Origin of the sequence: Cellvibrio fontiphilus (assembly GCF_042646205.1) — a bacterium.
Taxonomy (GTDB): domain Bacteria; phylum Pseudomonadota; class Gammaproteobacteria; order Pseudomonadales; family Cellvibrionaceae; genus Cellvibrio; species Cellvibrio fontiphilus_A.
This window is the reverse complement of the sequence record NZ_JBHRTF010000006.1, coordinates 234,871-261,811: the sequence shown is the minus strand read 5'-3', so window position 1 is coordinate 261,811 and position 26,941 is coordinate 234,871. Positions and strand designations below refer to the sequence as shown.

General features: G+C 48.4%; 28 protein-coding genes. 13 read left to right on the top strand and 15 right to left on the bottom strand.

Annotated elements, in window-relative coordinates:
* The first annotated feature begins 397 nt into the window (after positions 1 to 397).
* The 3 genes from ACFODX_RS14980 to ACFODX_RS14970 all read left to right on the top strand — a co-directional run bounded on the left by ACFODX_RS14980 (position 398) and on the right by ACFODX_RS14970 (position 7,066).
* Positions 398 to 3,118 carry a PD-(D/E)XK nuclease family protein gene (locus ACFODX_RS14980; RefSeq protein WP_378120593.1) on the top strand — a complete coding sequence of 907 codons (2,721 nt, stop codon included), beginning with the start codon at positions 398 to 400 and terminating at the stop codon, positions 3,116 to 3,118.
* Entirely contained in the window at positions 3,118 to 6,651 is a 3,534-nt protein-coding gene (locus ACFODX_RS14975) for a UvrD-helicase domain-containing protein (protein WP_378120591.1), read from the top strand. Before ACFODX_RS14980 ends, ACFODX_RS14975 begins: the two co-directional genes overlap by 1 nt.
* Before the next feature lie 112 nt (positions 6,652 to 6,763).
* The gene (locus ACFODX_RS14970; protein ID WP_378120589.1) at positions 6,764 to 7,066 is read left to right on the top strand and encodes a hypothetical protein; all 303 of its coding nucleotides are present in this window, start codon (positions 6,764 to 6,766) and stop codon (positions 7,064 to 7,066) included.
* A gap of 6 nt (positions 7,067 to 7,072) precedes the next feature.
* On the opposite strand, the gene ACFODX_RS14965 is transcribed toward ACFODX_RS14970, so the two are convergent.
* Positions 7,073 to 7,516, bottom strand: coding sequence for a DUF3592 domain-containing protein (locus ACFODX_RS14965; protein WP_378120587.1), 444 nt, complete (start codon positions 7,514 to 7,516; stop codon positions 7,073 to 7,075).
* 261 nt (positions 7,517 to 7,777) lie between these two features.
* On the opposite strand from ACFODX_RS14965, the gene ACFODX_RS14960 reads away from it, so the two are divergent.
* Positions 7,778 to 9,223 carry a GGDEF domain-containing protein gene (locus ACFODX_RS14960; RefSeq protein WP_378120585.1) on the top strand — a complete coding sequence of 482 codons (1,446 nt, stop codon included), beginning with the start codon at positions 7,778 to 7,780 and terminating at the stop codon, positions 9,221 to 9,223.
* 91 nt (positions 9,224 to 9,314) lie between these two features.
* On the opposite strand, the gene ACFODX_RS14955 is transcribed toward ACFODX_RS14960, so the two are convergent.
* The gene (locus tag ACFODX_RS14955; protein WP_007641948.1) at positions 9,315 to 9,521 is read right to left on the bottom strand and encodes a cold-shock protein; all 207 of its coding nucleotides are present in this window, start codon (positions 9,519 to 9,521) and stop codon (positions 9,315 to 9,317) included.
* A 386-nt stretch (positions 9,522 to 9,907) separates the two neighbouring features.
* Between ACFODX_RS14955 and fnr the strand changes: the two genes are divergently transcribed.
* The 4 genes from fnr (at position 9,908) to ACFODX_RS14935 (ending at position 12,569) form a co-directional block, all read left to right on the top strand.
* A complete protein-coding gene (gene fnr, locus ACFODX_RS14950) occupies positions 9,908 to 10,666 on the top strand; it encodes a fumarate/nitrate reduction transcriptional regulator Fnr (protein WP_378121017.1) in 759 nt (252 codons plus the stop codon).
* A 32-nt stretch (positions 10,667 to 10,698) separates the two neighbouring features.
* The gene (locus tag ACFODX_RS14945; RefSeq protein ID WP_378120582.1) at positions 10,699 to 11,295 is read left to right on the top strand and encodes a DUF4202 domain-containing protein; all 597 of its coding nucleotides are present in this window, start codon (positions 10,699 to 10,701) and stop codon (positions 11,293 to 11,295) included.
* Between the two features lie 62 nt (positions 11,296 to 11,357).
* Positions 11,358 to 11,735, top strand: a complete 378-nt coding sequence (locus ACFODX_RS14940; RefSeq protein WP_378120580.1) for a SirB2 family protein — start codon at positions 11,358 to 11,360, stop codon at positions 11,733 to 11,735.
* A gap of 360 nt (positions 11,736 to 12,095) precedes the next feature.
* Positions 12,096 to 12,569, top strand: a complete 474-nt coding sequence (locus ACFODX_RS14935) for a hypothetical protein (protein WP_378120578.1) — start codon at positions 12,096 to 12,098, stop codon at positions 12,567 to 12,569.
* 70 nt (positions 12,570 to 12,639) lie between these two features.
* On the opposite strand, the gene ACFODX_RS14930 is transcribed toward ACFODX_RS14935, so the two are convergent.
* From ACFODX_RS14930 to ACFODX_RS14920, 3 genes are all read right to left on the bottom strand, one after another.
* A complete protein-coding gene (locus ACFODX_RS14930; protein WP_324258667.1) occupies positions 12,640 to 12,978 on the bottom strand; it encodes a hypothetical protein in 339 nt (112 codons plus the stop codon).
* A 117-nt stretch (positions 12,979 to 13,095) separates the two neighbouring features.
* A complete protein-coding gene (gene trhO / locus ACFODX_RS14925) occupies positions 13,096 to 14,106 on the bottom strand; it encodes an oxygen-dependent tRNA uridine(34) hydroxylase TrhO (protein WP_378120576.1) in 1,011 nt (336 codons plus the stop codon).
* Between the two features lie 104 nt (positions 14,107 to 14,210).
* Entirely contained in the window at positions 14,211 to 14,534 is a 324-nt protein-coding gene (locus ACFODX_RS14920) for a BolA family protein (protein ID WP_378120574.1), read from the bottom strand.
* 140 nt (positions 14,535 to 14,674) lie between these two features.
* Between ACFODX_RS14920 and ACFODX_RS14915 the strand changes: the two genes are divergently transcribed.
* Positions 14,675 to 14,890, top strand: coding sequence for a hypothetical protein (locus tag ACFODX_RS14915; protein ID WP_378120572.1), 216 nt, complete (start codon positions 14,675 to 14,677; stop codon positions 14,888 to 14,890).
* A gap of 89 nt (positions 14,891 to 14,979) precedes the next feature.
* Here the strand turns inward: ACFODX_RS14915 and galK are convergent, their stop codons facing one another.
* From galK to ACFODX_RS14900, 3 genes are all read right to left on the bottom strand, one after another.
* Positions 14,980 to 16,128, bottom strand: a complete 1,149-nt coding sequence (gene galK, locus ACFODX_RS14910; protein ID WP_378120570.1) for a galactokinase — start codon at positions 16,126 to 16,128, stop codon at positions 14,980 to 14,982.
* 6 nt (positions 16,129 to 16,134) lie between these two features.
* Positions 16,135 to 17,178 (bottom strand): UDP-glucose--hexose-1-phosphate uridylyltransferase, encoded by a 1,044-nt coding sequence (locus ACFODX_RS14905; RefSeq protein WP_378120568.1) that lies wholly within the window; start codon positions 17,176 to 17,178, stop codon positions 16,135 to 16,137.
* A gap of 226 nt (positions 17,179 to 17,404) precedes the next feature.
* On the bottom strand, positions 17,405 to 17,776 hold the full coding sequence (locus ACFODX_RS14900; protein WP_007641976.1) for a diacylglycerol kinase: 372 nt from the start codon (positions 17,774 to 17,776) through the stop codon (positions 17,405 to 17,407).
* Between the two features lie 183 nt (positions 17,777 to 17,959).
* On the opposite strand from ACFODX_RS14900, the gene ACFODX_RS14895 reads away from it, so the two are divergent.
* Together ACFODX_RS14895 and ACFODX_RS14890 are read left to right on the top strand one after the other, a co-directional pair.
* Entirely contained in the window at positions 17,960 to 18,502 is a 543-nt protein-coding gene (locus ACFODX_RS14895; RefSeq protein ID WP_378120565.1) for a phosphatase PAP2 family protein, read from the top strand.
* A gap of 55 nt (positions 18,503 to 18,557) precedes the next feature.
* A complete protein-coding gene (locus tag ACFODX_RS14890) occupies positions 18,558 to 19,658 on the top strand; it encodes an MJ1255/VC2487 family glycosyltransferase (RefSeq protein ID WP_378120563.1) in 1,101 nt (366 codons plus the stop codon).
* Positions 19,659 to 19,664: 6 nt separating this feature from the next.
* Here ACFODX_RS14890 and arfB read toward each other — a convergent pair whose 3' ends face one another.
* The 5 genes from arfB to rpoE all read right to left on the bottom strand — a co-directional run bounded on the left by arfB (position 19,665) and on the right by rpoE (position 23,176).
* Positions 19,665 to 20,084: an alternative ribosome rescue aminoacyl-tRNA hydrolase ArfB gene (gene arfB, locus ACFODX_RS14885; protein ID WP_378120561.1), complete on the bottom strand. Its 420-nt coding sequence runs from the start codon at positions 20,082 to 20,084 to the stop codon at positions 19,665 to 19,667.
* Position 20,085: 1 nt separating this feature from the next.
* Positions 20,086 to 20,559, bottom strand: a complete 474-nt coding sequence (locus ACFODX_RS14880; protein WP_378120558.1) for a SoxR reducing system RseC family protein — start codon at positions 20,557 to 20,559, stop codon at positions 20,086 to 20,088.
* 18 nt (positions 20,560 to 20,577) lie between these two features.
* Positions 20,578 to 21,612 (bottom strand): MucB/RseB C-terminal domain-containing protein, encoded by a 1,035-nt coding sequence (locus ACFODX_RS14875; RefSeq protein WP_378120556.1) that lies wholly within the window; start codon positions 21,610 to 21,612, stop codon positions 20,578 to 20,580.
* 100 nt (positions 21,613 to 21,712) lie between these two features.
* Positions 21,713 to 22,438 carry a sigma-E factor negative regulatory protein gene (locus ACFODX_RS14870; protein WP_378120554.1) on the bottom strand — a complete coding sequence of 242 codons (726 nt, stop codon included), beginning with the start codon at positions 22,436 to 22,438 and terminating at the stop codon, positions 21,713 to 21,715.
* A gap of 147 nt (positions 22,439 to 22,585) precedes the next feature.
* Positions 22,586 to 23,176, bottom strand: coding sequence for an RNA polymerase sigma factor RpoE (rpoE, locus tag ACFODX_RS14865; protein WP_324258654.1), 591 nt, complete (start codon positions 23,174 to 23,176; stop codon positions 22,586 to 22,588).
* A gap of 241 nt (positions 23,177 to 23,417) precedes the next feature.
* On the opposite strand from rpoE, the gene nadB reads away from it, so the two are divergent.
* A complete protein-coding gene (gene nadB / locus ACFODX_RS14860; protein WP_378120552.1) occupies positions 23,418 to 25,043 on the top strand; it encodes an L-aspartate oxidase in 1,626 nt (541 codons plus the stop codon).
* A 6-nt stretch (positions 25,044 to 25,049) separates the two neighbouring features.
* Here nadB and ACFODX_RS14855 read toward each other — a convergent pair whose 3' ends face one another.
* Complete coding sequence (locus tag ACFODX_RS14855) at positions 25,050 to 25,643, bottom strand: protein YgfX (protein ID WP_378120550.1); 594 nt, start codon at positions 25,641 to 25,643, stop codon at positions 25,050 to 25,052.
* Positions 25,609 to 25,863 carry an FAD assembly factor SdhE gene (locus ACFODX_RS14850; protein ID WP_378120548.1) on the bottom strand — a complete coding sequence of 85 codons (255 nt, stop codon included), beginning with the start codon at positions 25,861 to 25,863 and terminating at the stop codon, positions 25,609 to 25,611. Before ACFODX_RS14850 ends, ACFODX_RS14855 begins: the two co-directional genes overlap by 35 nt.
* A gap of 112 nt (positions 25,864 to 25,975) precedes the next feature.
* Here ACFODX_RS14850 and ygfZ point away from each other — a divergent pair, with 112 nt between their 5' ends.
* Positions 25,976 to 26,935, top strand: a complete 960-nt coding sequence (gene ygfZ / locus ACFODX_RS14845) for a CAF17-like 4Fe-4S cluster assembly/insertion protein YgfZ (protein WP_378120546.1) — start codon at positions 25,976 to 25,978, stop codon at positions 26,933 to 26,935.
* Positions 26,936 to 26,941 lie beyond the last annotated feature (6 nt).

Here is a 26,941-nt window from a genome sequence, read left to right as displayed (position 1 = left end):
AGCCAGAAAACAATATCGTTAGATGCGCTACAAAAGCCGGGGGCGATGAGATGCTCCTCACCGGAAGTATTGACCTTGATTTGCCTGATTGCTTACGCAAGTTGCCTTTTCGGCATTCTGAGTGCTTTCCTTTAGCAGTTGCACAGTGAGCAGAGCTACTGCGACCTTGAACATCCGGCTGTTCGTTTTGTTATTGTTCAAAAAGTACCATGATTCCCGCAGGCAAACAAGCAAAGAGATTTGCTAACTCCTTGTGTGACAAAGGCTTATAACCAAACTTTACACCCTGTTGCGGTCAACACCAGCGAATCTGCAGGTCGCAAGGGCAATGGTTAGGGTGCCATAATGACGCCCACTTTTTCGTGCTATCGATTACAAAGCCCAGGCGATATTTATCATGGTTGATACCTATTTCGAGATTTCCCCATACCTTCAGGCTATCCAGCAAAACCAATTGATCATCACCGCCAATAATCGCTTGCGCAACCATTTGCTGCGCGCTTACGGTCAGTGGCAACTGGGCAACAATACCAGCGTGTGGCCTACCCCACGGGTTTACTCTTTGAGTCAGTGGATCAGCTCACTGTGGGGTCTGTTGCAACGACGCACCTACCCTGCGGCAGCAGTGCGTATAGTGAATAATCTGCAGCGCCAGCTGCTGTGGGAAAATATCATCAAAGAGTCATCGCTGGCCGAGGCACTCTTGCAGGCCGAACCTCTGGCACAAACCGCCGACAATGCCCTGCGCAATCTGGAACTTTGGCAATTAAGCTATCAGGATGTAAAAGATGCCGAGCCATTAGCCGGCACACAGACAAATAGTTTCTGCTGGCTGACCTGGGCAGCAGAATTCAACGCAAAGCTTGTTAGCCTCGGTTTCATCACTCAGGAACAAGCCAATCAAATAATTATTGATGCATTTAAACAGGGTGCATTGCACACCGAGGCAGTCATTCATCTCACTGGATTCGATGACATACCACCGCAACATCAGGATCTTATTAACTCTGCCTGCCAAGTACTAACCAGTATTAAACCGCACCAAAACCACAGCCGATTAACGCGTACAGAAACACCAACACCGGAACAGGAAATACGCGCAGCGGCACTCTGGAGCAAACAACAACTGGAAAATAATCCTGAGGCTATGATTGGCATTATCGTGCCCAACCTTGGGCAGTGCCGCGATCAGGTAGAGCGAATTTTTATTGAAGTGTTTGAACCCCTGGCGGCATTACCAGACCAGCCACGCTACACCTTGCCCTTCAATTTTTCAGCCGGCACACCACTTGCTACCACCCCAATTATCGCCGCCACATTAGATTTGCTCGAATTGCAAAAATCCACCTGGAACCTGGAAGCGATTTGCAACCTCTTGCTTTCACCTTTTTTTGGCGATGCCGATAACGAATTGATATTACGCGCGCAACTTATTCAACGCTTGCGCAAACTCGGCCGCTTTACCATTAGCCTGGGCGACCTCCGCTATTATTGCCAACAGCTTTCCAGCAAATTGCATATTCCCGATAGCAACACTCATCTGGCAACTCGCTTGGTGCAATTGGAAAATTATCGACGCCAAAGTTTTGGATTTCATACCGCAGAATATTGGTGTGACTTTTTTCAACAGCATTTACAGCTATTGGGCTGGCCTGGCTCACGCCGGTTGGATAGCCAGGAATACCAACAGCTCATGTTGTGGAATCAAGTACTGGATAACTTTTTACAACTGGATGGTATGGGTGTTCATTTCAGCTACAGCAATGCCATCCAACAACTGCGCAGCATTGCAGGCAAAATGCCATTTCAGGCACAAACTCCCCAGTCGCCAATCCAAATTTTGGGCGCTCTGGAGGGCGCAGGCTTGGCATTCAGTCACTGCTGGGTAGTCGGGCTTCATCATCGCCAGTGGCCGCCAGTACCGGCCCCCAACCCACTGCTGCCCATCAATTTACAGCGCAACAAAAAAATGCCACACGCTAGCGCAGAGCGCGAATTAGAATTTGCACGCGCCTTAACTGCCCACTATCAATCCTGTGCCCCTGAAGTGATTTTTAGTTCTGCCCACAGCGATGATGGCAGCGAGTTAAGCCCCAGCGCATTAATTCGTCATTTATCACCAACACCACTGAGCGACATCATCCATAGCGACACCAGTAGTGCCGAAAACTATCGCCGCCTTGCACAAGCAAAAGACTGGGAGCTGGTAGATTGCGCCACAGCTCCCCTGCTGGATATCACCCGGGAAACTGTGCGTGGCGGCGCCAACCTTTTTAAAGAACAAGCGGCCTGCCCGTTTAATGCGTTTGCCCGTTTGCGCTTGGGTGCGCAAACAATCGATGCTCCTGTGATTGGTTTTTCTGCAATCGAACGCGGCAATTTACTGCACGATGCACTGGCCAATATCTGGCGCGATTTAAAAGATCAAAAAAACCTTATTGCGCTAGCCGATGAAACACTCGTCAACTTAATCAATAAACATGCACAACAAGCCATAGACACCCTTAAACAAAAACGCGGAACCAGTATTGGTGCCTATTATGCGCAGCTGGAACAAGAGCGATTGAGCGCACTATTAGCTGATTGGCTAGCGCAAGAAAAAACCCGCCCTCCATTCAAGGTTATTGCTATTGAAGAGGCCGTAGAAATTAACTTCACCGGTTTACCACTGAAATTACGCATAGACCGTATCGATGAACTGGCTAGCGGCGACTTAGTATTAATTGATTACAAAACTGGCAACCCCAAAGCTGCCAGCTGGCAAGGCGAACGTATGGATGAACCCCAGCTGCCACTTTATGCGGTTACAGCACACAACAAGATTAACGCCATTGCCTTCGCCCAAATTAATGCTAAAGCCATGCAATGGATTGGTACCGGCGAATTGCAAGTAATGCACGAAGGCATTTTCCCCGGCAAACAAAGCTGGCAGGAGCAGATACACGAGTGGCAAACCAATTTGCAACAACTCGCGCGGGATTTTATTCAGGGGGATGCCCGCGTCGATTTGAAAAACCCTGCCGCCGCTCAATACGCTGAAGATTTATTAGCCTTGAATCGCCTACCTGAAGCTGATGCGCTCACCACTTTTATAAAAAATCCGCAGGGAGCTATTTAATGACGGATATCAATAACCAATTGCTGCAGCAACCTGTTGACCAACAGGTACGTATAGATGCGCTCAACCCACAGAGTTCATTTGCGGTATCTGCACCCGCAGGTTCCGGTAAAACCGGGTTGCTCACACAGCGAGTGCTAACCCTGTTGGCCAGCTGCGATGAACCAGAAGAAGTGTTGGCAATTACCTTTACCCGCAAGGCCGCGGGCGAAATGCAAGACCGTATTATGCAGGCTCTTTGGCATGCAGCCGACACGCCGGAACCGAGCGACCCACACGCCCTGCGCACCTGGAAAATTGCACAAGCGGTTCTGCAACGCGACCAGCAACTGCAATGGAATTTATTGCAAAGTCCGCAGCGCCTTCGCGTGCAAACCATTGACAGTTTATGCCGTTCAATCACCAAACAATTGCCACTCGCCAGCGGCATAGGCGCACAACCAGACACACTGGATGATGCTGAACAAGCCTATGCCTTGGCCGTGCGCGAATTATTTACTTTTCTGGAAGATGACACACCACTACGCCAAGATTTAACGCAGTTACTTCGACACCTGGATAACAACCTTCCAGCTGTCGAAAAATTGTTAACCGGTTTACTTGGCAAACGGGAACAATGGCTTGGCATTCTTTTGCAAGCACGGCATGAAGAAGCGCGCATCTACCTGGAAGCAGTATTGAGTGATGTGATTCGTGAACATTTACAGCTAGTAACCCGCAACCTGCTGCTGCACGCCAGCGAAATCTGCCAAATTGCTGATCGCGCCGCAACTAACTTACAAGATGAAGGCGAACGAAAAAATCGCATTCACGAATTATCAGGTATTACCCATTTGCCAGCAGCAGAGCCGGAAGCCATACCAGAATGGTTAGCTATTTGCGATTTATTGCTGACCAATAGCGGCGGCTTTCGCGCGCGCCTGACCAAGAACGAGGGCTTCCCCGCCGGCAAAGAACATGCTGAATTAAAAAACCAATTCAGCGCACTAATTGCCGCGCTCAGTGAAACAGCACCCGATACCGCAGAAATTTTGCATGAAGTGCGCAGCTTGCCACCTGCGTTTTATGCTGAACACCAATGGCAATTGCTCGACAGCCTCACCAGCATTCTGCCGGTGCTCGCCGCACAACTAACAGTGGTTTTTAAACAATTACGTGCAACTGACTACACAGCCATCAGCCAAGCCGCATTAAATGCACTGGGCGATGAAGACTCACCCAGTGATTTAGCCTTGCAATTGGACTATCGCATTCGCCATATTTTGGTCGATGAATTTCAAGATACCGCCAGCCCCCAACTTGAATTACTAAAAAAACTTACCAGCGGCTGGCAAGCGGGCGATGGCCGCACACTGTTTATTGTGGGCGATGGCATGCAATCCTGTTATGGTTTTCGCAATGCCAATGTCGGTTTGTTTTTGGATGCGCGCCAGCAAGGCATAGGCACAGTGCATTTATCAGCGTTGGATTTGCGCGTGAATTTCCGTTCACAAGCCGGTGTAGTCAACTGGGTAAATCAGGTATTCCAACACGCTTTTCCTGCACAGGACGACATTAGTCGCGGCGCAGTGTGTTACTCACCTTCAGTCGCTTTTAAACCCGTATTGGAGGGCAACGCCGTCGATTTTTATATCTGCCCCTTCTCTGCAGAAAATAAAAATAACTATGGTGATGAAGGCGATGAAGACACACAAGACGATAGTTTATCCAAAACACAAGCCCAGCAACTGGAGGCCGAAACAGTTGTAACACTGGTCAAACAAGCAAAACAAAATGATGCTCAAGGCAGCATTGCGATTCTGGTACGTACACGCAATCACCTTAAAAGTATTTTGCCAGCGTTAACCGCCGCAGGTTTGGATTACCAAGCCACTGAAATTGATAGCCTCGCCAGCCGCATGGCAATTATCGACTTACTGTCCCTGACTCGCGCTCTATTAAATCCGGCCGACCGCATAGCCTGGTTGGCAATTTTGCGCGCGCCCTGGTGCGGGTTGGACCATCACGACTTGCATGCAATAACTACCGCCGATTTAACCGATATCAATCCACGTCTTAACGACAATGAATTTGCCGTGCTGCTGCTGCAATTATTAAATTTTGAAAAAATAACGGCACTTAGCAACGCAGGAAAGAGTATTTTAAAACGTGTAGTACCAATACTGCAGAACACCCTTGCGGAAAAATATCGCAAGCCACTGCGTCAATGGATAGAAGGCGCATGGTTTGCACTGGGCGGCCCAGCGACATTACTGGACAACAATGATCAGGAGAACATCAACAGTTTTTTTGCACTGCTAGATAAACACCAGGAAGGTGGCAGCATTCCTGACTGGCAGGCATTTCAAACAGCGATTGACCGGTTATTTGCCGCGCCCAAAGCCGATGCAGATCCGAAACTGCAAGTGATGACTATTCATAAATCCAAAGGCCTGGAATTTGATACGGTAATCATTCCCGGCCTTGACCGCAGCGCCCGTAAAGACGACAAACAATTACTGCTATGGCAAGAGCGAATCAATCACCGTGGAAAAAAACAACTGCTGCTAGGCTCACTTGCCGCGACAGGCAAAGAAGAGGATCCGCTCTACCGCTTCATGCGCCGCGAGGCTGAAAAACAGCAGGCGTTTGAAGCAACTCGTTTGTTATATGTAGGCTGCACTCGCGCCATTAAACGTTTGCATTTAATTGCCTGCATCAACCACAAAGATGAGATTGCGCAAGCACCAGCCAAAAACTCACTACTGCACAGTATTTGGCCTTTTGTAAAAGACCATGCACAAACACTAAAACACAATGCATCGTTCAACGTTGAAATTAATCGTGAACGCAAACCAGGTTTGCAACATTTATTGCGCCTCAAACCCGATTGGCAAATGCCACCACTGACGGATGTAAAACTACTGGATGCTTACCGCGGTCATGAATTTGGCAGCAACGCCGCAGAGACGCTTGAAAACCCATTAAACATCCCCGAAGTGGAAACCACCAATGCACGACTCGCTCGTCACACCGGCACTATTATCCATAGCGCTTTGCAAGCACTGGTTGAAAATAAACTGGTAAGCAAAAATTACTGCGTACCGGCGGCTGAATTTATCCATCAGCAACAACCATTGTGGAAAATTCAACTGCAACAACTTGGCTGGTATGGCGACAAGCTGGACAAAGCATTAGGTAAAATTGATCTGGCAATAATGCGAACGCTCGCCAGCGAACAAGGCCGCTGGTTATTGGATTGTGATCACGAGCAAAGCGCTTGTGAGCTATCGCTTATGCAAAAAAATAGACTCGATATCAAAGAATCCATTATCGACCGCACGTTTATCGCAAACGGAGTGCGCTGGATTGTCGATTACAAAAGTAGTGAGCCTGACAGCGAAGAACCAGAAGACGAGTTTATTGCGCGCGAGCTGGCCACCTACAAAACACAGCTGGCAAATTATGCAAAGCTGTTGGGAGCAACAGCAGCACACCCGATAAAAACAGCACTTTATTTAGTCCAACTCGCAACATTGGTTGAGATTTCCTAACGCCATAAGACCAACACTTTAATTCGCCACAGCCAACCAGTATCTGATTGACCCAAGTCAAACTATTGTTTGCCTTGGATGTTTTAATGGCTCCACTAATAAGGAGCCTGGCATGAGAGAAAGATTTTACAAAAAAATGGCGGGAACTTCGGCGGTGTTTATTCCGGCGGATTTCAACCATGCATCACCGGTAGAGCGCGATGGCCTTGTGTGGACGGATACAGAACTTAGTATGCCGGATAGCCCGCAAATCTTGCGCTGGAAAGCACCACTGGAAACATCGCTGGCGCTGGAAGGGCTGGAAGAATATGACCCGCCTTCTGCGGGCGATGCGCGTTATGTAGTAAAACTGGGAATCGGGTTTGTCTATATTGGCAAAATCCGCGGCTGGGTAGCACTGACGGATTTTGCGTGACCGGCGCTAAACCGTTCGCCGCCAAATGAGCATCCCCAGCCAACCAAATCCAAAGGAAAACACCAGCCCAATAAAATGACTTTTGTTTATTCCCACCGCGACAACCGCTTGGTTGTTATCCTCAGGATTTACATAAACCGGTATCCGGTCGCCATTTTTTAAGCCGGCAGGCGGGCGACTGATACCAAACCCGACCCGGGTACCGCGAAATTCCCTGCCATCAATCTCGTAGCGATACGTCAGCCAACGGCCTCCGTAGTAACCACTGGAGAATCCGCTACGTATTTCGTTGGTTACTACCCCCGTGTGCACAGGCCAACTTGCCGCCGCCGAGCTTTTTGCCATGTTGCGCGTACTGGATAAAAACAACATCACTGCAGCAATAATGCACAAACCAAAAAAAATCGAGCGCAACCGCTGGTATTTAATCTCTATTTCCTGACTCATCATGTTCCTGCCCGGTATTCTTTGCTGATCAATATACATCAGCGGAAATTGCTGCATTTAGGCTTTGTTTTTCTTTACCACTGATCATTAAACAAACCGAACCGCATGACTTATCAAATGTATGTTCTGAAAAATGGGAGGCCTGAATATATATTATCGCGCCATAAAAATTTAAACCTATACTCTTAAACAAGTTACACACTGGAGAAGCAATACAGCAACCGGACAGTTGCTGCAGGAACAGGATAAAAGTTGGAGACTTTTTTGAACCTATTACATCACTACCGCACATTATCCCCTACCCAGCTCTGGCGACTTGGCAGTCAACGGGAAAAAGCCCTTATTTTTGGTGGTTGGTGTGCACTGGTACTGGCGAGTGTTGCACTCGGACTGTTATCAGTCATGAACAGTTGGTCGGGATTGCCACTTGCGTTTGGCGGGGTCACTGTTTACCTCACCGCTTATCCCACACTCATTATCTGTTTGTTTCTCACGCTTACCTGCGGCTGGCGCTGGGGCGCCATACCGGCGTATTTATCCACTTTGGCACTCGCGTTTTATTCCGGCATGCCCTGGCACTGGGCGATAATCTTTGCCTGTGCCAATCCCTTGGGGTTTGCAATTATGGCAGTGGGGTATCAAGCCATTCCCGTCAGTAAAAAGCTGCGCGATTCCAATTCAATCCTGTTTTATATCCAGCTGAGTTTTGTAGCCAGCATATTCAGCTCAAGTGGCGCGCTTATTTGGTGCTACACCAACCATATTGATCGCACAGGCTTATTAGCCATCTGGCAGGGCTGGTGGCTGGGCGGGTTTCTCCAGAGCGTGCTTATTGTTGGCCCACTACTGGCTGTTACCTGGCCATTTATTACGCGCTGGCAACACCGCCACCCCAAATATTGGCGGGCAGCCAGTGGCAATGTTCGCCGCTCAGTGCTGCGGCTATTGGGTGCCATATCCACCAGTGTGCTGGTTTATGGGGCGGCCACCATTGAATTGGCAGATGCAAACCTGAATCAGGCTCTCGCCGCGAATCCTTCCGCAGTGACAGATGCCATCTCGGTATTACAGCAGACGACCTGGGTATTTTTCTGGGTGTTTGCGATGATAATTTTGTTCATCGCCTTCTTTGGCTATCAACTATTCACCCGGTGGCAGCAATCCACCGACAAGTTGCTGCGTGAACTGCACAGCGCCAATGAGCGTCTGGAAAGCCTGGCGCAAATCGATGGGCTGACGGGTTTATTAAACCGTCGCACCATGGATGAACGCCTGACCAAAGAATGGCAGCGCGCCAAAAGAACCGGCAACGGCAGTGCGCTAGTATTGCTGGATATAGATCACTTCAAAAACATTAATGATCGATATGGCCACGCAGCAGGCGATTTGGTCATCCGTACTATCGCCGGGGCAATTCAGGCTGAAGCCAGGGGCATGGACCTCGCCAGTCGCTATGGCGGTGAAGAGTTCGTGATTTTACTGCCCCAGACCGACACCAGTGGCGCAGTACAATTTGCCGAGCGAATACGCGCTCGTGTGGCTACTGCTGTCGGCTACCACGAAACCCATACCTTACAAGTGACCGTCAGTTTGGGAGTCGCTATTTTTTCACCGCAAGACAACAACTTTAACCAGTGGCTAGCGCGAGCTGACCGGGCGTTGTACGCCGCTAAGGCTGCAGGGCGCAACCAAGTGATGGTGGCAGATTAATCCAGCAATCCCCAGTAATAAAAAAACCGCACATAGAGTGCGGTTTTTAGAAGGTTGCCTGTCGAGCGACAGGTCAAACTAGCGAGACGAATTAGAGACCAATTACGTTTTCCGCTTGCGGACCTTTTTGGCCCGGCTTCACATCAAACTCAACACGCTGACCTTCAGCCAGGGTTTTAAAACCCGAACCACTGATAGCGCTGTAGTGTACAAATACATCTTGCCCGGCTTCACTTGCGATAAAACCAAAACCTTTGGATTCATTAAACCATTTAACGGTACCAGTACTTCTAGCCATAATTAACCTCGGTGTTTTTAATAAAAATGAATACTCCACAAGGGATTAAGCTGGTGAATTCAGATCTTACTTATGAAAAACAGAACGAGGTGCTAATAGTTTTACTGCTAGAACAACGATGCGACTTACCATAAATAATGCTGCTAACTGACCAGCAGATCCAATATATTATCGAGCCAACTGCAAGTAAAGAGGCTCTTTTAGCAAACCAGCCTTCTTTTTGGTTATAAGCCGACATCAATAACCAGTGTTGCCCCAATACCGATATTTCCGCTCACATTTGAGCTAAATCAACTATTTACCACCTCCAGTAAAGCTGCAACAATCCCTTTTTATCTGGTGGTGCAAGTGCTAGCACCATGACTATTAATCGAGGTGCCGGCGCCATGACAGTTAATCAAAATATCGTAAAAACCCAAGATGCAAACTGTCCTCACGATAAACGAGTCAGCTGCGGTAATTGCCGGCTAAATACCATTTGCCTACCTATCAGTTTGCACATTGAGGATATCGACCGCCTAAACGGTATCATCCAACGCGGTAAGCCTTTGCAAAAAGGCGATTATCTCTATCGCGCCAATGACCATTTTCACTCGGTTTATGCAATACGCTCCGGTGCGGTAAAGGCGCTGACCCTGAGCGATAATGGAGAAGAGCAAGTCACCGGTTTTTATTTGCCCGGAGAAGTAGTGGGCATGGATGGCATAGCTGACAACCGTTACACCAACTCCGTAATCGCACTGGAAACCGCATCTGTGTGCGAAATCCCCTTCAATCGGATGGAAGAATTAAGTTTACAAATACCTAATTTGCAACGTCACTTCTTCCAACTTATGAGCCGTGAAATAACCCAGGACCAGCAGATTATTACCTTACTCAGCAAAAGCAGTGCCGAAGAGCGCATAGCCGCATTATTACTGAGTATTTCCAGCCGCAATAGCCGCCGACAACTTTCGGCCAATGCATTCCGCCTGCCCATGTCACGCACCGACATAGGCAATTACCTGGGTTTAACCATTGAAACCGTCAGTCGTATTTTCACTCGCCTGCAAAAGCAAAATGTTATTTCAGTCGATAAAAAAGAAGTACTCATTACCGATATGGAATTACTCCGCAATATCGCTAATGGCGATGGCCACTGCTAAATTGCAGCATAAAACTTTCATGAGAATCCGTAATGATTAGCAACCCGCGTTTGCAAGCCACCCTCTCTGCGTTTGATAGAGCCAACCTGCAAGACCCCAATACTGAAATAGTGGACGGCAAGCCTGTTGCCAAAGAATGGATTTACGGGCAGCGAATGAGCAAGCAGCTGCAAGTATTTTGCCCCCAAGCTTCAGAGGCACTGCAGCTCGCCGCTCGCAGCCAGCATATTTGTCGCTGGAAAATACCTCGCGCTGACTATCCTATGGATCGTGCGGGTTACAAAAGATGGCGACTGGATCTTGCCCAATTACACGGTGAAATAGCCGGCAATATCATGGCTGAAGAAGGCTACGATGAAACCATGGTCGCGCGCGTGAAAGATCTGTTGCTAAAACGCAGTTTGAAGCGCGATGAAGAAGTGCAAACACTGGAAGATGTTATCTGTCTGGTATTTATTGAATTTTATCTGGAAGATTTTGCCAGCAAACACGATGAAACCAAACTGATCGATATCATCCGGAAGACCTGGAACAAAATGTCAACCAAAGGTCACGAAGCCGCATTGAAATTGCCATTACGCGATGAAATGTTAACCTTGGTTGGCAAAGCACTTAGCACCGACAACTGATCTCTATTGCTACAACCCTGTTGATCCAATTCTTGGCGTAAATTATTAAAAAGGAAACCACCGTGTACCTAGCTCTAAAACACCTGCATTTAACCTTCGTTGCTCTCTCATTATTGATTTTTGTAGTGCGCGGCCTCTGGTTATTTATGCATTCAACCATGCTTGACAAAAAACTATTCAAAATAGCACCACATATTATCAATACCATTATGTTGGTGAGCGGTATTATTTTGGCTGTACATCTGGGCATGAAACTCGGTGAGCATACTTGGCTGATGGCTAAAATTATCGGCTTGATTGTGTTTATTATTTTGGGTGTGGGCGCATTCAAAGTTCGCCATCCGCTTGCGCAAAAAATACTCTGGGTAGATGCCCTGGTTGTTTTTGCCTATATCGTCAGTGTGGCAATCACTAAAAGTCCAATGGGATTCCTCAACTAAAAGGACAAACACGTCAGTGGCGGTTAGACGCCGCTGATGTGTCATCCAGAGGCTGCAATACGCAATTTCACCCTCACCTCGCCTTTGCTAAAACACTGCATTTATCAAGTACTTATCCCTTTCTCTTCCCACCTTTAATTACCCTGTGCAAGAACAATACATTTATTTGCATTTTTGGATATTTGAACCATATTTAGATCAAGAAGTAATTAATAAGGTTGATTTTATTTACAATACTTGACGTTTTTTAAAAAGTGATTTATATCACGTATCTGCTGTTTAGCTTTCCAATAACTTTAATAATCGGCGAACTCTATGAATAAAATAATCTCGACCATTATCCTTTTTTGCTTTGCTCAAATGACATTTGCGTGCGATGAAACATGCAAACGCACCAAAGCTGAAGCGGCAAACAATATTAAATTTGCCACCTATCTCAACGCAAAATACTGCAAAACCACCGGTGTGGATTTTTTGCTTCAGGGGCGTAAAAGTTTACAAGCTTATCGTGAAAAACAACTGCCAACGGCGCATCGCGGTGGAGCTAAAAATATCCGCAACTTTATTCTGCAACGCAAAGACTGGCTGCAAGAGTGCGACAATTACCTGCAGTTAACTGAACAGGGCCGTATTTTTCGCGATAAAGAAAGTACGGAAAAAATTCTTGGCTCATTGACTACTACTGCTGAGGAACTGCACAAAATCATGATGCGGCCACGTGCGGAGGTCGAGAGTCTGGAAGTGGTTACCGCTCCGGCAGCACAAAAATTTGATGAATTATTCAAGCATGTAGACACGCACTACCTTGAGCTACAGCGTCGCGGCTTGCTTTAAATAGTTATTATTTACCCCATAAAAAAAACCGGCGAATTTACGCCGGTTTTTTTTATGGGTATCGAACGAATCAGGATTTCTTTTTTAGCGAAAGCACAGGGCGCTCTGGTTTGTCCGGGCGCTCAGCGAATTGGCGAGCGAGTTCTTCACGGGCCTTTATCGCTTCTGTCTTGGCAGTTGCCGCGGGACTAGACTGCCAGGATTTAGGTGCACTACCACCGGACTTCGCCAAAAACTCCAAGCCGGATCGCAATAACCGCGCCTGATCGACAAAACTGATGCCCTCAGGAAACTTACCTGGATAAACATCGCTCGGATCCTTGGGATTACCTTCGATGCGGATACTAAAACCGCTCGCATGAGTTGCTGTGCCAGCGGCCAAATCAGCCACCCAATCCTCAAAATTCATAGATACCACTAATACTGATTAACGAAAGGCTGCATTAAAACATAAATTATTTATGTGACAAAATAGCGTTTTACTATTTCTTGTCCATGTAAGGCAACAGGTGATAGCGCCGCACCATTAGCCATTTACTGCTGCTGCATTATCGGCAGCTTGGGATTTACGGCGCTGCTCTTCACGCATCTCCAATTTCTGTGCGCGACGCAACTGCCGTTCTGGAGGCAATACACCTATATGCCCCTGATTGCGCTGTTTGGCCAACTCGATTTGTTTTTGACGTTCGGCGAAACGGGTCTTTTGTTCAACGGTAAGCTTGTCGTAACAGCGCGGGCAGCAAACTCCCAACATGTAACGATCAGACTGTTTATCTTCCTCAGTAATCGGGTAACGGCAGCCATGGCATTGATCATAAACGCCTTTTTCCAATTTATGATTCACCGCCACACGGTTATCAAACACAAAACATTCGCCGCGCCACAGGCTCTCTTCCTCTGGAACTTCCTCCAGATATTTGAGTATGCCACCTTCCAAGTGATAAACCTCTTCAAACCCCTGCTCTTTCATGTACGCAGTGGACTTTTCGCAGCGAATACCACCAGTGCAGAACATGGCAACTTTTTTGTGTTTTTTCGGGTCAAGATTTTCTGCAACATAAGCCGGAAACTCACGGAAGGTTTCCGTTTTTGGATCAATTGCCCGTTCAAACGTGCCAATTTCATACTCGTAAGAGTTACGGGTATCTATGACCACTACATCGGGGTCACTGATGAGCGCGTTCCAGTCTTGGGGTTTTACATAGGTGCCCACAATTTTTTGAGGGTCTATGCCGTTAACTCCCATAGTGACGATTTCTTTTTTGAGCTTAACCTTCATGCGATAAAAAGGCTGCTCTTCATAAAAAGACTCTTTATAACTGAGATTGGCAAAGCGGCCGTCAGCATCCAAAAATGCACGCAAGCCATCAATCGCCTCACGACTCCCCGAAACTGTCCCGTTGATCCCCTCCTCTGCCAACAACAAAGTTCCTTTGATTCCCAGCTCATCACACAGGCTTTTTAAGCGCGGCACCAAGCTTTCATAATCAGGCAATTTGACAAATTTATAGAGGGCAGCAACAACAATCTGGGTCATAAATGGCACTTAAACAGTAAGAGTGAACATAAAAGTAAATCTGAAATGATCGATCAGATCACAGGGCGCGCATTATAGGCGCTTGTTTTTTGTACAGCCAGTATTTATTGGTCGTCGTGTTTACTTCCACCAAGACACTGCGGCGATGCAGGAACAGCCTTGTTTGCAAGCCACTCTTCCGGGCTAAAGGTGTGCAAGGCCAGTGCGTGAACACCATTTTGCAACTCCTCAGCGAGGCAGGCATAAACCGCCTGATGACGCTGTACCTGGCGCTTACCCGCAAACACTGCGGTAGCGAGTAATACCTTGAAGTGAGTCTCTGAACCGGGAGGTACAGAGTGCATATGGCTTTCGTTTATGACTTCCAGATGCATTGGCTGGAACTGCGCCGTCAATTTGGACAGTATCCGGCTTTCAACAGGCTTCATGATCGGGTCACTCCAGAGGTACAAAATTTTACGCGCATTCTAACGACAAAGGCCTAGACTGTGTTGACCTGAAACAATTTGTCACCTTTTTTCATCTATTTATCGACCCACACAGGTGCCATGCCAACCGGGGAACTTCCATGAGCGATCAGCGATTCTTTTTTGATCGACGCAAAGGTGCTGACCGTCGCCTTGATCGCGACCCCTGCAAATATTTGCCGCTCGATTTGTATCACCGCAAGCGCCGCAAATCCAAGGAGCGCCGCACCGCCGATCGCACGCTACAGCAGGATGTAGAAGCCTTTTTAGGACAAACCGCTTTAGGCGGAACGCAGGATAAAGATATTTCACACTGATTGAGCTGCAATTCCCCAAGCCAGTAACAGCATAAAAAAAGCCCCGCACAAGGCGGGGCAAACAACGACATCGGGATAAGGACTGAAGTTTAAAACGCACCGGCACTGGCTTTGGCCCGAATCAGCGTAGGTATACAGCCAGTTTGCGCTTGGTAATTTGTTTCGACGGCGGCCATCAAACGAGGAATAACTGCTGCTGGAGCAACAGCAACCACACAGCCGCCAAAACCGCCGCCCGTCATGCGGGCGCCAGCCTGCCCAGCTCCTGCCTCGACCAATATATCTACCAGGGTATCAATAGCAGGCGTGGTGATATTAAAGTCATCGCGCATGGAAGCGTGGGACGCAAGCATTACTTCGATCAAGGCAGACAAATCGCCGGCCGCCAATGCCGCCGCCGCGGCAAGCGTGCGGGCATTTTCGGTCAATACATGGCGCGCACGACGAAAACTTAAATCATCCAACTTACCTTCCGCCGCCAGCAATTGATCAAGCTCTACCGCGCGCAGGGAAGTCTGACCAAAAAAGGCCGCCGCCGCTTCACACTGCTGGCGACGCTGGTTGTATTCACTATCGACCAAACCACGCTTTACACCGCTGTGTACGATCAGTATTTCCCAATCCGCCGGCATAGACACAGGGCGAACCGAAAGATCCTGACAATCGATTAACAGCGCCGCATTTTCCTGGCCACGGGCAGAAATCAACTGATCCATGATCCCGCAGTTACAACCCACAAAATTATTTTCTGCTGCCTGCCCGACCAAAGCCGCTTTTGTCGGGTCAATCACTTCGCCACTGAGCGCAAGTAAGGCGCGGATCAAGGCAATCTCCAGGGATGCAGAACTACTCAAACCTGCACCCGCCGGTACATTACCAGCGATATACAAATCACCACCGGCCAGACGAAAGCCGTTTTTACGCAATTCCTGAACTACGCCGCGTACATAATTTGGCCAGGATTCCTCAGCGTTATGCGCTTGAACCGCATCCAAATCAACAGTGCAGGATTGGTTATCAAAGTTATAAGCAACCAGCTTCAGCTGTCGATCATCTCGCGGTGCTATAGCGATATAGGTGTTGTAGTTGATCGCCGCTGGCAGCACAAAACCGCCGTTGTAATCCGTGTGCTCACCAATGAGATTAACGCGCCCTGGCGCCTTCAAGGTAGTCACTGGTTGATAGCCAAAAAAAGCGGCAAACATTTCGCTCACACGAGCGTTAGAAAGTGTTGTCACACCCACTTACCTCAATCTGAAATGAATAGGGGATTGCTGGCGCAAGCGCTCGGCAGCTTGTTCTGGCGACAGATCGCGCTGGGCCTCGGCCAACATTTCATAACCCACCATAAACTTGCGCACAGTGGCGCTGCGCAACAACGGCGGGAAGAAGTGGGCATGCAATTGCCAATGTGCGGCGCTATCCGCATTAAATGGTGCACCGTGCCAACCCATTGAGTAGGGGAATGAACACTCAAAGAGATTGTCATATCGGGCGGTAATATCGCGCAGTATGTCGCCCAGGCTGATTTGCTGGGCCTGATTCAATTCGGTAATACGGGCACAAGCCTGCTTGGGTAAGAGCAGGGTTTCATAGGGCCAAGCCGCCCAAAAGGGCACTACCACTAGCCAGTGTTCATTTTCTACCACCACCCGCTCGCCACTCACCGCTTCTTTGCGAGCATATTCAAGCAATAGCGATTGCTGATGTTGTTGGAAATAAGCGCGCTGTTGCTCGTCCTCTTTACTCACCAACGTAGGAAGCTGTGACTGCGCCCAAATCTGGCCATGTGGATGCGGGTTTGAGCAGCCCATTACCGCACCTTTATTTTCAAATATTTGTACGCTGGGGAACTGCTTGCCCAGCTCAGCAGCTTCATCCATCCAGGTGCAAATCACTGCGTGCATCTCTTCATCAGTGAGCAAGGGCAGGGTTTTGCTGTGATCCGGCGAAAAACAAATTACGCGGCTGGTGCCGTACTCTGCCTGAATCTGGAAGAGAGGGTCGCCAGATGCAGGAGCGTCTGGAACTTGCGGCATTAGCGCAGCAAAGTCGTTGGTAAACACAAACGTGGTCTTGTAAGGCGGATTGCGTTCGCCACCTGCGCGTTGATTGCCAGCACAAAGATAACAACTGGCATCATGAGGCGCGCTTTCTGGCCATTGGTTGGACTCTTGCTGACCTTGCCACGGGCGCTTGGTGCGATGGGGTGAAATAAGTAGCCATTCACCGGTGAGGGGGTTATAGCGGCGATGCGGGTGCTCGTTAACCGAAAAAGTTTCTGCCATAAATTACCTGTCACTTGGGCATATAAATATGATAATTATTTAATGAGCCTAATTTACCCCAATCGCCAGCAGATCACAATCCATAAATCCTGCTTTTTTATGGCAAATACCAATGCTCAAGAGCCACAAATTACACTGGGGAATTCATCTTTGCCCCACTGAAGGCTGATTAAAAAACAAAACCCCGGCAACAGCGATTGCCGAGGTTTGTAGACGCCAATAAAAATCAGGCAAAGCGATTAAATGCCACTATGCCCCACACAATAGCCAACAACAACAAACTCATAAATACCAGTGCCGAGCCTATATCCTTAGCGCGACCAGATAACTCATGGCGCTCGGAGCCAGTGCGATCCACCACCGCCTCTACCGAAGAGTTGGCGAGCTCCGCCATCCACACCCAAAAGATACTGCTGATTAACAGAATCAACTCTATGTGGGTTTGCGCCAACCAAAAAGCGACTGGAATCAGCAGAACGCCCATAGTGATTTCCTGACGAAACGCCGCTTCATACTTCCAACTGGCAGACAAACCTTTCATTGAATAGCCAAAAGCATCAATTACTCGCGCTATACCGGTTTTACCTGGCTTACCCATTCGTTATCTCCACCACTTTTCATTTATGAACCCGGGAAAGGCACTGTTGCCCTGCCCGCCAAATGTCATTGCACCTTCACCAAGCATTCACAGAAGCGTCATACAGCAGTGCTAAAAATGATCGCGGAGAGAGCAAAAAAACTTCGCTCTTGTTCATCTGCAAATCACTAATGGCGGTGAATCATGAATACTTTCCTACAGCGAGTCCATCACTTGGACACACTGGCATTCTTGTGGGTACATGTGACAAAACGCTTTCAATATCGTCGTTCCGTGAGATTTATTTCCGCCACCGGTGATGGCCCCACCTATTTGTGTATCGCACTGCTATTGGTGTTACTGGAACCACTAGCCGGTAGCGCTTTTTTTTGGGCAGGCATTATCGCGTATTGCTTTGATGTGAGTCTTTATCTACTCCTGAAAAACCTGATCAAACGCGACCGTCCAGCAGTAAAAATTACTAGCTACCAAGCATTTATTACCCCCTCTGACCAATTCAGCTTCCCCTCCGGTCATACCGCTGCCGCTTTTTTATTTGCTTGTCTGGTACTGAATTTTTATCCGCTGTTTGCGCTGCCGTGTTTTATCTGGGCAGCAGCGGTGGGCGCTAGCCGCGTACTTCTGGGTGTGCACTACCCCACCGATCTGGTGGCCGGGGCAATCCTGGGCAGCACTTGTGCGTTCTGGGGAATTTATTTGCACCAACTGTTAATCACATTGCATTAACGCAAGAAACAACTGATCCAAGTACTAATTACGCCATTGTTCAGGAGCTCACTGCATGAAAATTTTATACGGCGTCCAGGGTACTGGAAATGGGCACACAACCCGCGCAAGGATAATGGCAAAAGCACTGGCGAATGCGGGAGCTCAAGTCGATTGGGTATTTTCCGGCCGCGCGCGCGAACAATATTTTGATATGGATGCCTTTGGCGACTTCAAAACCTTCCGCGGCCTTACCTTCGCGACGGAACATGGCAAAGTGCGTTACCTTAAAACCGCGCTGACCTCAAACCTTGCGCAAGCTTATCGCGATGTAAAAAGCCTGAATGTAGATGGCTATGATTTTATTATTAATGACTTTGAACCCATCAGTGCCTGGGCGGCAAAACTAGCGGGAAAACATGTCATAGGCATATCCCACCAAAACGCATTTTTTTATGACATACCCAAAGCTGATGACAATATTTTTGTGCGCTGGTTTATGCGCAATTTTGCTCCGGTAAACCAACCCATTGGGTTGCACTGGCATCACTTTGGGCAGCCCATTCTGCCACCGCTGGTAGAACACAGCTCCTACACCAACACTATTACCCCGAAACATTATTTGGTGTACCTACCCTTTGCAGGCCTGGACGATATTCTGCCGCAGTTACAGGAATTTCCTGATTACCATTTTTTTGTTTATCAACCAGTACCTGCCGCTTATGACCGCGATCATATTCATGTTCGTCCCTTTTCACGCGAAGGATTTCAAATAGATTTACACCGCTGTGAAGGCGTTATTTGCAGTGCTGGATTTGAACTACCTAGCGAAGCAATTCATTTGGGTAAAAAAATTCTGGTGCAACCTGTCGCCGGGCAAATGGAACAAAAATCCAACGCTATAGCCTTGGAAAAATTAGGTTTAGGCACAGCGACCAAACAATTGGATGTCTCCACCCTAGCCCGCTGGTTACAGCAAGCCACCCCCAATCGCCCACGCAATTATCCGGATGTAGCAAAAGCATTAGTCGATTGGCTGGTGACTGAGCGAGGCAAAAATATGGAAGCCTTACAGCAACAATTATGGCAACCCTTGTTGCTGCAAGATTCGAGTGATGCACTGCAGGCGAAAGAAAAACAACAGGCAGGCGCTCTCGCACATTCTGCGAATGCGTGAGGTAACTCAATCAAAAGAAATTTTTTTCTGCCGTGCGGATTTAATAGCGCCACGCTGGGCTTTTTCATCCATACGTCGCTGCCGGGATGAAAATGTAGGGCGTGTGGCATGACGAGCCTTGGGGACTTTGAGTGCCTCCAGAATAATCTCGCGCAAACGCATCAATGCATCATCGCGATTTTGCTCCTGGGTGCGATAGGTCTGGGCCTTAATCACCAAGACGCCATCATTGGTGATACGTTTATCACCCAGAGCAAGTAAACGGGATTTGCAAAATTCACTTAACGAAGAATTGGGGATATCAAAACGCAAATGTATCGCACTCGACACCTTGTTGACATTCTGGCCCCCCGCCCCTTGAGCGCGCATCGCAGTCAGTTCGATCTCACCAGCGGGAATGAGGGTAGACGCATTAATGCGCAACATATTAATGCTGCTCTACAGGTTGGAAGAAGCGCAGTGTTTTTCGCTCGTCCACCAATACCGGCTGCAGCTCTCGATCAAACCGGGTTCGCCATGAGTGCCAGCGAACAATAAGCCCGCCTATTGCCAAGCCGGTAAAACCCGCCAAGGTAGTTATCGCTTCCTGGGCAAAAAAAGCGTGTGCCAATGAGGTAAGTGTCACCAACGAGATGATTGGCACCAGGTAAACCAATAGCGACCCTTTGGCGATCACCTCTTCAGGAATACCTATCTGGATTTCGTCACCCAATTTGTACTGGGCAGGGTCGCGACCATCCAGCAGCACCCATATATAGGCGCTGTGACCATCCCACTTGTTGAGCAAACTGTGACCACAGCCCTTTTCTGCTTTACAGGAACCACAGGCGGACTTCTTGATAGTCTCTACCCACACACCTTCAGTTTCCACAGAGACAATTCGGCCATTTTCAATAATCATGGGATAACCCTGCGCGACTTAAATACCGCTTATATTTTGCGCAATTTTTTGCGCCGTGACGACAGGAATTTCACCAACAACTGTAATCCGGTAATTTTTATCACCGCTCGTTAGAGCATCCATCACCGCAAGGGTGGCACCACGCTGGGCAACACCTTCGGGAACGGCGCCAGTAGCCTCCTCAATAAATACCGAAAAAGTCGTCAGGCCATCGGTGTACATCAACATATCAATTTGGCTTTTAACCTGCCGCTGACCGACAAAGGCAAAACCTGGAGGAACCCACTGCAAGCTCCAACGCTCCGGCTGTTTGTTGGCGGAGGGATTGCAATCAGCAAGTTGTGGTATGGCCGCGCGGTGCAAACGCGCTTTTGGCTCGCGCAGATTTTCTATCTTAGGACTAAGATCGAGATCGATAAACTGATAGCGCTCCAAAGGACGTGCGGATTCATCTACCAGCCATGACTTGAGTACCAAGCCGGTTTCATTATCAATTGTCAGTAGGGAACTGTGCCTGAAAGGATCGAGCGGCAAAGCCAATAAAGCTGTCGCCTCACGGCCAGCTACTCGCTCGGGGCCACGAATTTCGAATCGGTACAGCTGATCGAGCCGTGTGAGGTTCACCCCCAGCTGACTGATTTTCCCCTGCAGTAATTGATCCCCCAGAGACTCACACCCAAGGGTTTTACCGGTGCGAATCACCTCGCGCTCAGGGCCATTTAAATACTGCAAACGCTCATGCTCTACCCCATCCTCTACCCAGTGGATAATCCTGAAACTCTGTAACGCCGGATTATCTTTATGCTGATAGGTAAACGATCCCTGATAATTAAGGGTTGGCGGGATAGTGGCCATTTTACGCAGTAAGCTCGCCACCTCTGGCGATTGAATTTCAGCCGCCGTTGGCGCTACAACAGTAGATTGCGCAGAAGCAGGAGCCGATGAAAACGCCCCATCACTTTGTGCTGCAGCAAAAGAAGAGGATAGCAACAAAATAATCGCCGAGGCTGTACCAAACTGAAGGGTTTTATGCAGGGATGCAGGAATTAACATGCTGGACTCGAAGAGAGGAAATCAGGTGCGCAGCATAACTGCTTCACCTGATTTTACAAATATTGCCGGGAGGCGGATGACGCAGACGAGCGTTAACTGATTATTCCTCCTCGACCAAAATTACCCGGGTGTAAGGCAACATACCCTGACCGCTATTCAATGAAGCGTTATCAGTGTGCTCCTGAATTAACTGGTTTACGTAACTGCTGATATCTTCATTGTAAACCGGGGCGGCCTGCTGGCGCGGCACAAACATCACACGCCGACTTTCCTGTGGGCGGGATTCATAACCACTCTGGACTGCCACAGTGCGCGCCGACAACGCTGGGGCATTAATACCTGAAGGTAAATTAGCCGCCTTGCTTTCTGAAGCTGGTGCCGGAGCAGCAGCGATCCCACCGGATGTCATAGCATCAAGATCCGCACCAGGAGCTTGGTATTGCTGAACACCTAAAATAATCGCACCCGCTACTGAAGCAGCTACAGCCACACGCCCTGCTTGCTGCCACCAACGTTGTTGGGGAACAGAAATTGCCGCCTCTGCAGTTTGCCCGGATAAAGCAGTACTGACAGATGCCGCGACTGAATAGGTTTCTTCTGCGTCAATCGCTGCGCTAACACGAGAGGCAAAATCGCTACTTGCCAATACCGGGATGTCACCCTTTAAGCCTGCACTGGCGATTTGATAACGCGACCAGGTCGACTTCAGTTCAGGATCCGCTTGCAAAGCTTTGAGCAACCTCTGCAGCTCTAGTTCGGAAGCCTGATTATCCATGAGTGCTGATAAAGATTCGGCTAGCACTGGTGATTGGTTTTGCTCTGTCATTCTCGCTAAAGCCTCTTTGTGCAAATGCAGGGGGTGCAAAAAGCAGTGGTGGTATTTCCAGTTATGTAACGCTGTACCTGATATGACTAAACACTAGTCAATTGGTTCAAAGATTTACAAAAAAATGTGAAAGTTTTTCAAGGGACATTAAATATCCTCAACCAAGGGTTTGATTCGCTTATCAATTGCCTCCCGCGCGCGGAAGATCCTCGAACGAACAGTCCCCACAGGGCAATCCATAGCCTCAGCAATTTCTTCATAACTCAAACCATCAATCTCGCGCAGGGTCACTGCCGTGCGCAAGTCATCGGGCAAATCCTTAAAGGCTTGGGCGATAGTATTCTCAAGCTCCTCACACAACACATTGTGCTCGGGTGTATTGAGTTCATGCATACCGTCATTGCCGTCAAAAAACTCGGCATCTTCAATTTCCACATCGCTGGATGGTGGGCGGCGGTTGCGGGCGACTATATGGTTTTTGGCTGTATTGATGGCGATCCGGTAGATCCAGGTATAAAAGGCGCTATCACCGCGAAAATTAGGCAGGGCGCGATAAGCTTTTATAAATGCCTCTTGGGCCACGTCCTGAGCCTCGGCATGATCACGGATAAAACGACTAATTACCGCCAGCACTTTGTGCTGGTATTTAATCACTAGCAAATCAAACGCGCGTTTATCGCCTTTTTGAACTCGCTCGACCAGTTGCTGATCAACATCAGGCGCTAGTTGCGCTGTCATTCTTAAACCCCCAAGGGAAACACATCTTATGCAAAGTCTATTGGTTCAAAGCCGCTTATAGACAAAACCCCAAATTAAAAGTTCAAGCGGTATTATACGAGGTTATTAACCACAAGGCTGTTTAGTTCGTATATAGCACTTGATCCTTGGCCGCGACCGAGCCAGAACGCTTAATAACAGCAAGGCTTGGTATACTTACCGCACCTTCACCCTTTCTTTATATATTCCGGGTTTGATTTGAATGAATAAACACTATCAGTACGACGTTCTGGTAATTGGTTCTGGTGCAGCCGGTCTGACCCTGGCACTGAGCCTTGCAAAACATGCCCGCGTTGCGGTGCTCAGTAAAAATGCAATCAATCAGGGCTCTACCTGGTATGCCCAGGGTGGAATTGCCGCCGTACTGGATGATCAGGACTCTATTGATGCCCACGTTGCCGATACCTTGATCGCGGGGGCCGGTCTTTGCCATGAGGATGCGGTTCGTTTTACTGTCGAGCACAGCAAGGCTGCGATTCAATGGCTGATCGATCAGGGCGTAAATTTCACCAAAGAAACCGCCAACGGTGATTACCACCTCACCAAAGAAGGTGGGCATAGCCACCGCCGCATCATCCATAGTGCAGATGCAACGGGCCAAGCAGTGCATTCCACCCTCATCGAACAAGTACAAAAACAGCAAAACATTGATATTTTTGAAAACCATGTCGCCATCAACCTGATTTCACAAGCTGATGCCGATTCGCGCAAACTGCGCTGTAGCGGCGCCTATGTACTGGATAACAACAATGACGCCATCCATGTTTTTCAGGCAAAAGTGGTGGTGTTGGCGACCGGAGGTGCGAGCAAGGTTTACCTTTACAGCAGCAATCCAGATAGCGCCAGCGGTGATGGTATCGCTATGGCTTGGCGCGCGGGCTGCCGCGTAGCAAACATGGAATTTAATCAATTCCATCCAACTTGCCTCTTTCATCCACGCGCTAAAAACTTTTTAATCACAGAAGCCCTGCGTGGTGAAGGCGCCTATTTAAGGCTGCCGAGCGGCGAACGTTTTATGCCGCGTTTTGATGAACGCGAAGAGTTGGCGCCACGCGATATTGTGGCTCGTGCAATCGACCATGAAATCAAACGTTTGGGCTGCGATTTTGTTTATTTGGATATAAGCCATAAATCGCCAGAGTTCATCGCTGAGCATTTCCCCACAGTAAAAGCTCGCTGTCTCGAATTCGGCATAGACATCACCAAAGAACCCATTCCCGTTGTACCCGCTGCGCACTACACCTGCGGAGGCGTGGTAGTGGACAAAAATGGCCAAACTGATTTGCAACATTTATACGCGATTGGCGAGACGTCTTTCACTGGTTTACATGGTGCCAACCGCATGGCTAGCAATTCCCTGTTGGAGTGTATCGTCTACGCCCAATCTGCTGCTCAACATATCCTCGCCAAGCTCGATAAGATCAATCCGCCCGATAGGTCTCCCCACTGGGATGCCTCACGAGTGCGCGATTCCGACGAAGACGTGGTGATTTCACACAACTGGGACGAGCTGCGCCGTTTCATGTGGGATTACGTGGGTATAGTGCGCACCCATAAACGCCTGGAACGCGCTACTCATCGTATTAAACTGCTACAAAAAGAAATTGCTGAGTACTACAGCAACTACAACATCAGCAGTGATTTGATTGAGCTGCGCAACCTGGCGACTGTAGCCGAATTGATTATTCGCTCAGCCCATGAGCGCAAAGAAAGTCGCGGATTGCACTTCTCTCTCGATCATCCTGAGAAGTCACCTATCGCGCGCGACACTATTTTAGTACCCACTAATTTTGCCGGGCAGGATGTTATTGTCAGCAAGGATAGTTAGCGCGGCCTAGCTCTTGGGTTTCAAACAAGCTCGCAACCAGGTGCGCAAACGCGCCTGGTCCCTGGCATCAAGGGCATCCATCGCGATAAACACGTTTTTAATTACCCCAGCCTGGTTTTTGAGCGGCAACATAATCAGCCAAGGCCAACAGAGCACCTCCCCCGCCAGCTGATACTTAACATCGCCTCCCGATCCAGTAAAAATCCAGCAGCCCTCTTCAACACTATCCACTACTCCCGAATAGCCTCCACTTGCTGCTTGATAAGCTAGCAAACCCACCGGAATTGCGGCCTTTTGTCTCAAGTACAAATGCACTAACCAGCCACTGGATAGTATTGCAATGCAGAGACAAAGAATGGATTTAACAAGTCCGGTATTGCTATCAACCCAGTAAGGAGCAAACGCGACCCATATTGCGGCCACCATGGCGCAATAAAACATCAGGTATAAGCGACGTAAAAAAGAGGAATCTGAGATGGAGAGCACCGCCAGAGGAGGCAGTGCCCTGAGTTGGACATCAGACAGTTCAAGCGAACCGATAGTAGACTGATCCGAAGGTTGAGAATCAGTGGTGAGTTTTTTGAAGCCCTGTATTTGCACGAATAACATCCACAATCCGTTGTAATTCCGGTTTATCCGGATTTTCGCGACGTAAAAACCAGGCAAACAAATCCTGATCCTGTTCCTCTAGCAACAACCAATAAAGTTCCTTATCGCTTTGCTCCAGAGTTGGATAAATATTCTCCAGAAATGGCATTAATACCAAATCAAGCTCCAACATACCGCGTCGACTAGCCCAAATTAAACGATTTTTATCCACGCTAATACCTGCATCAATGATGTAAAGCCCACATTATAAACGAGCAACTTGCCAAAGGTTTAGTTTGACTAGAGAATCGCGCTGCCTTTGGTTAATTTGCGGAAATTGCACCATGTTTACTCCAGCTGTATCGCCCACCACCCACCTTGTTGGGCTTAGCAATCAAACACTGTTATTGATCAGGGGCCCTGATGCCAGTAAGTTCCTTCAGGGCCAAGTCACGTGTGATATTAAAGAATTAAGCCAACAGGTCACTCGTCTGGGCGCACAATGCAATCCCAAGGGTCGGGTTCTACTCAGTTTCCGCGCTTTACAAATGGATAGCGAAACTATCGCTCTGCGCTTGCCAGCAAACATGATGAGCTCTGCACTCAACACATTGGGCAAATATATCGTTTTCTCCAAAGCCAAACTTCATGACGCACACAATGATTTTGTGATCATGGGTCTATTTGGCGAATCGGCACACAAGGTTGCAGCTGTTTTTTTTGATCAGCTACCTGCCGGTGACGATGCATGGATTACAAAAGACGGCAGCTACCTTATCCAATTAGCGCCCGATCGATTTGAGTGCTGGATACCCTCAAGTGAGCTGGACACTTTTCTCGCCGCTGTCGGTCCACAAACACAAAATGCCACCATTAATGATTGGCAACAGCTGGATATTGCCGCAGGAATTGCCGAGGTTTATCCCGAAACCTTTGAACTCTTCACACCACAAGAATTAAATTACCAACTGGTAAACGCCATCAATTTTCGCAAAGGGTGTTATACCGGGCAGGAAATTGTTGCGCGCCTGCACTATCGCGGAAAACTTAAACGCCATATGTATCGCTGTGAATACAAGGCTCATGAATTGCCATTACCCGGAACACCAGTCATCAACAGTTCAAACGGCCACACCATGGGCGCAGTGGTCATGGCAACAACAAGTAACGAAGGAAAAATTGAGTTACTCGCATCACTGTTTGATGAAGCACTGGATGAGGCACAAGTAGAGTCCGCCACAGAAAAACTCGGCCGATTAGACCTACCTTATGCTATACCTACAGCAGACGGCACCCTTCAATAAATAGAT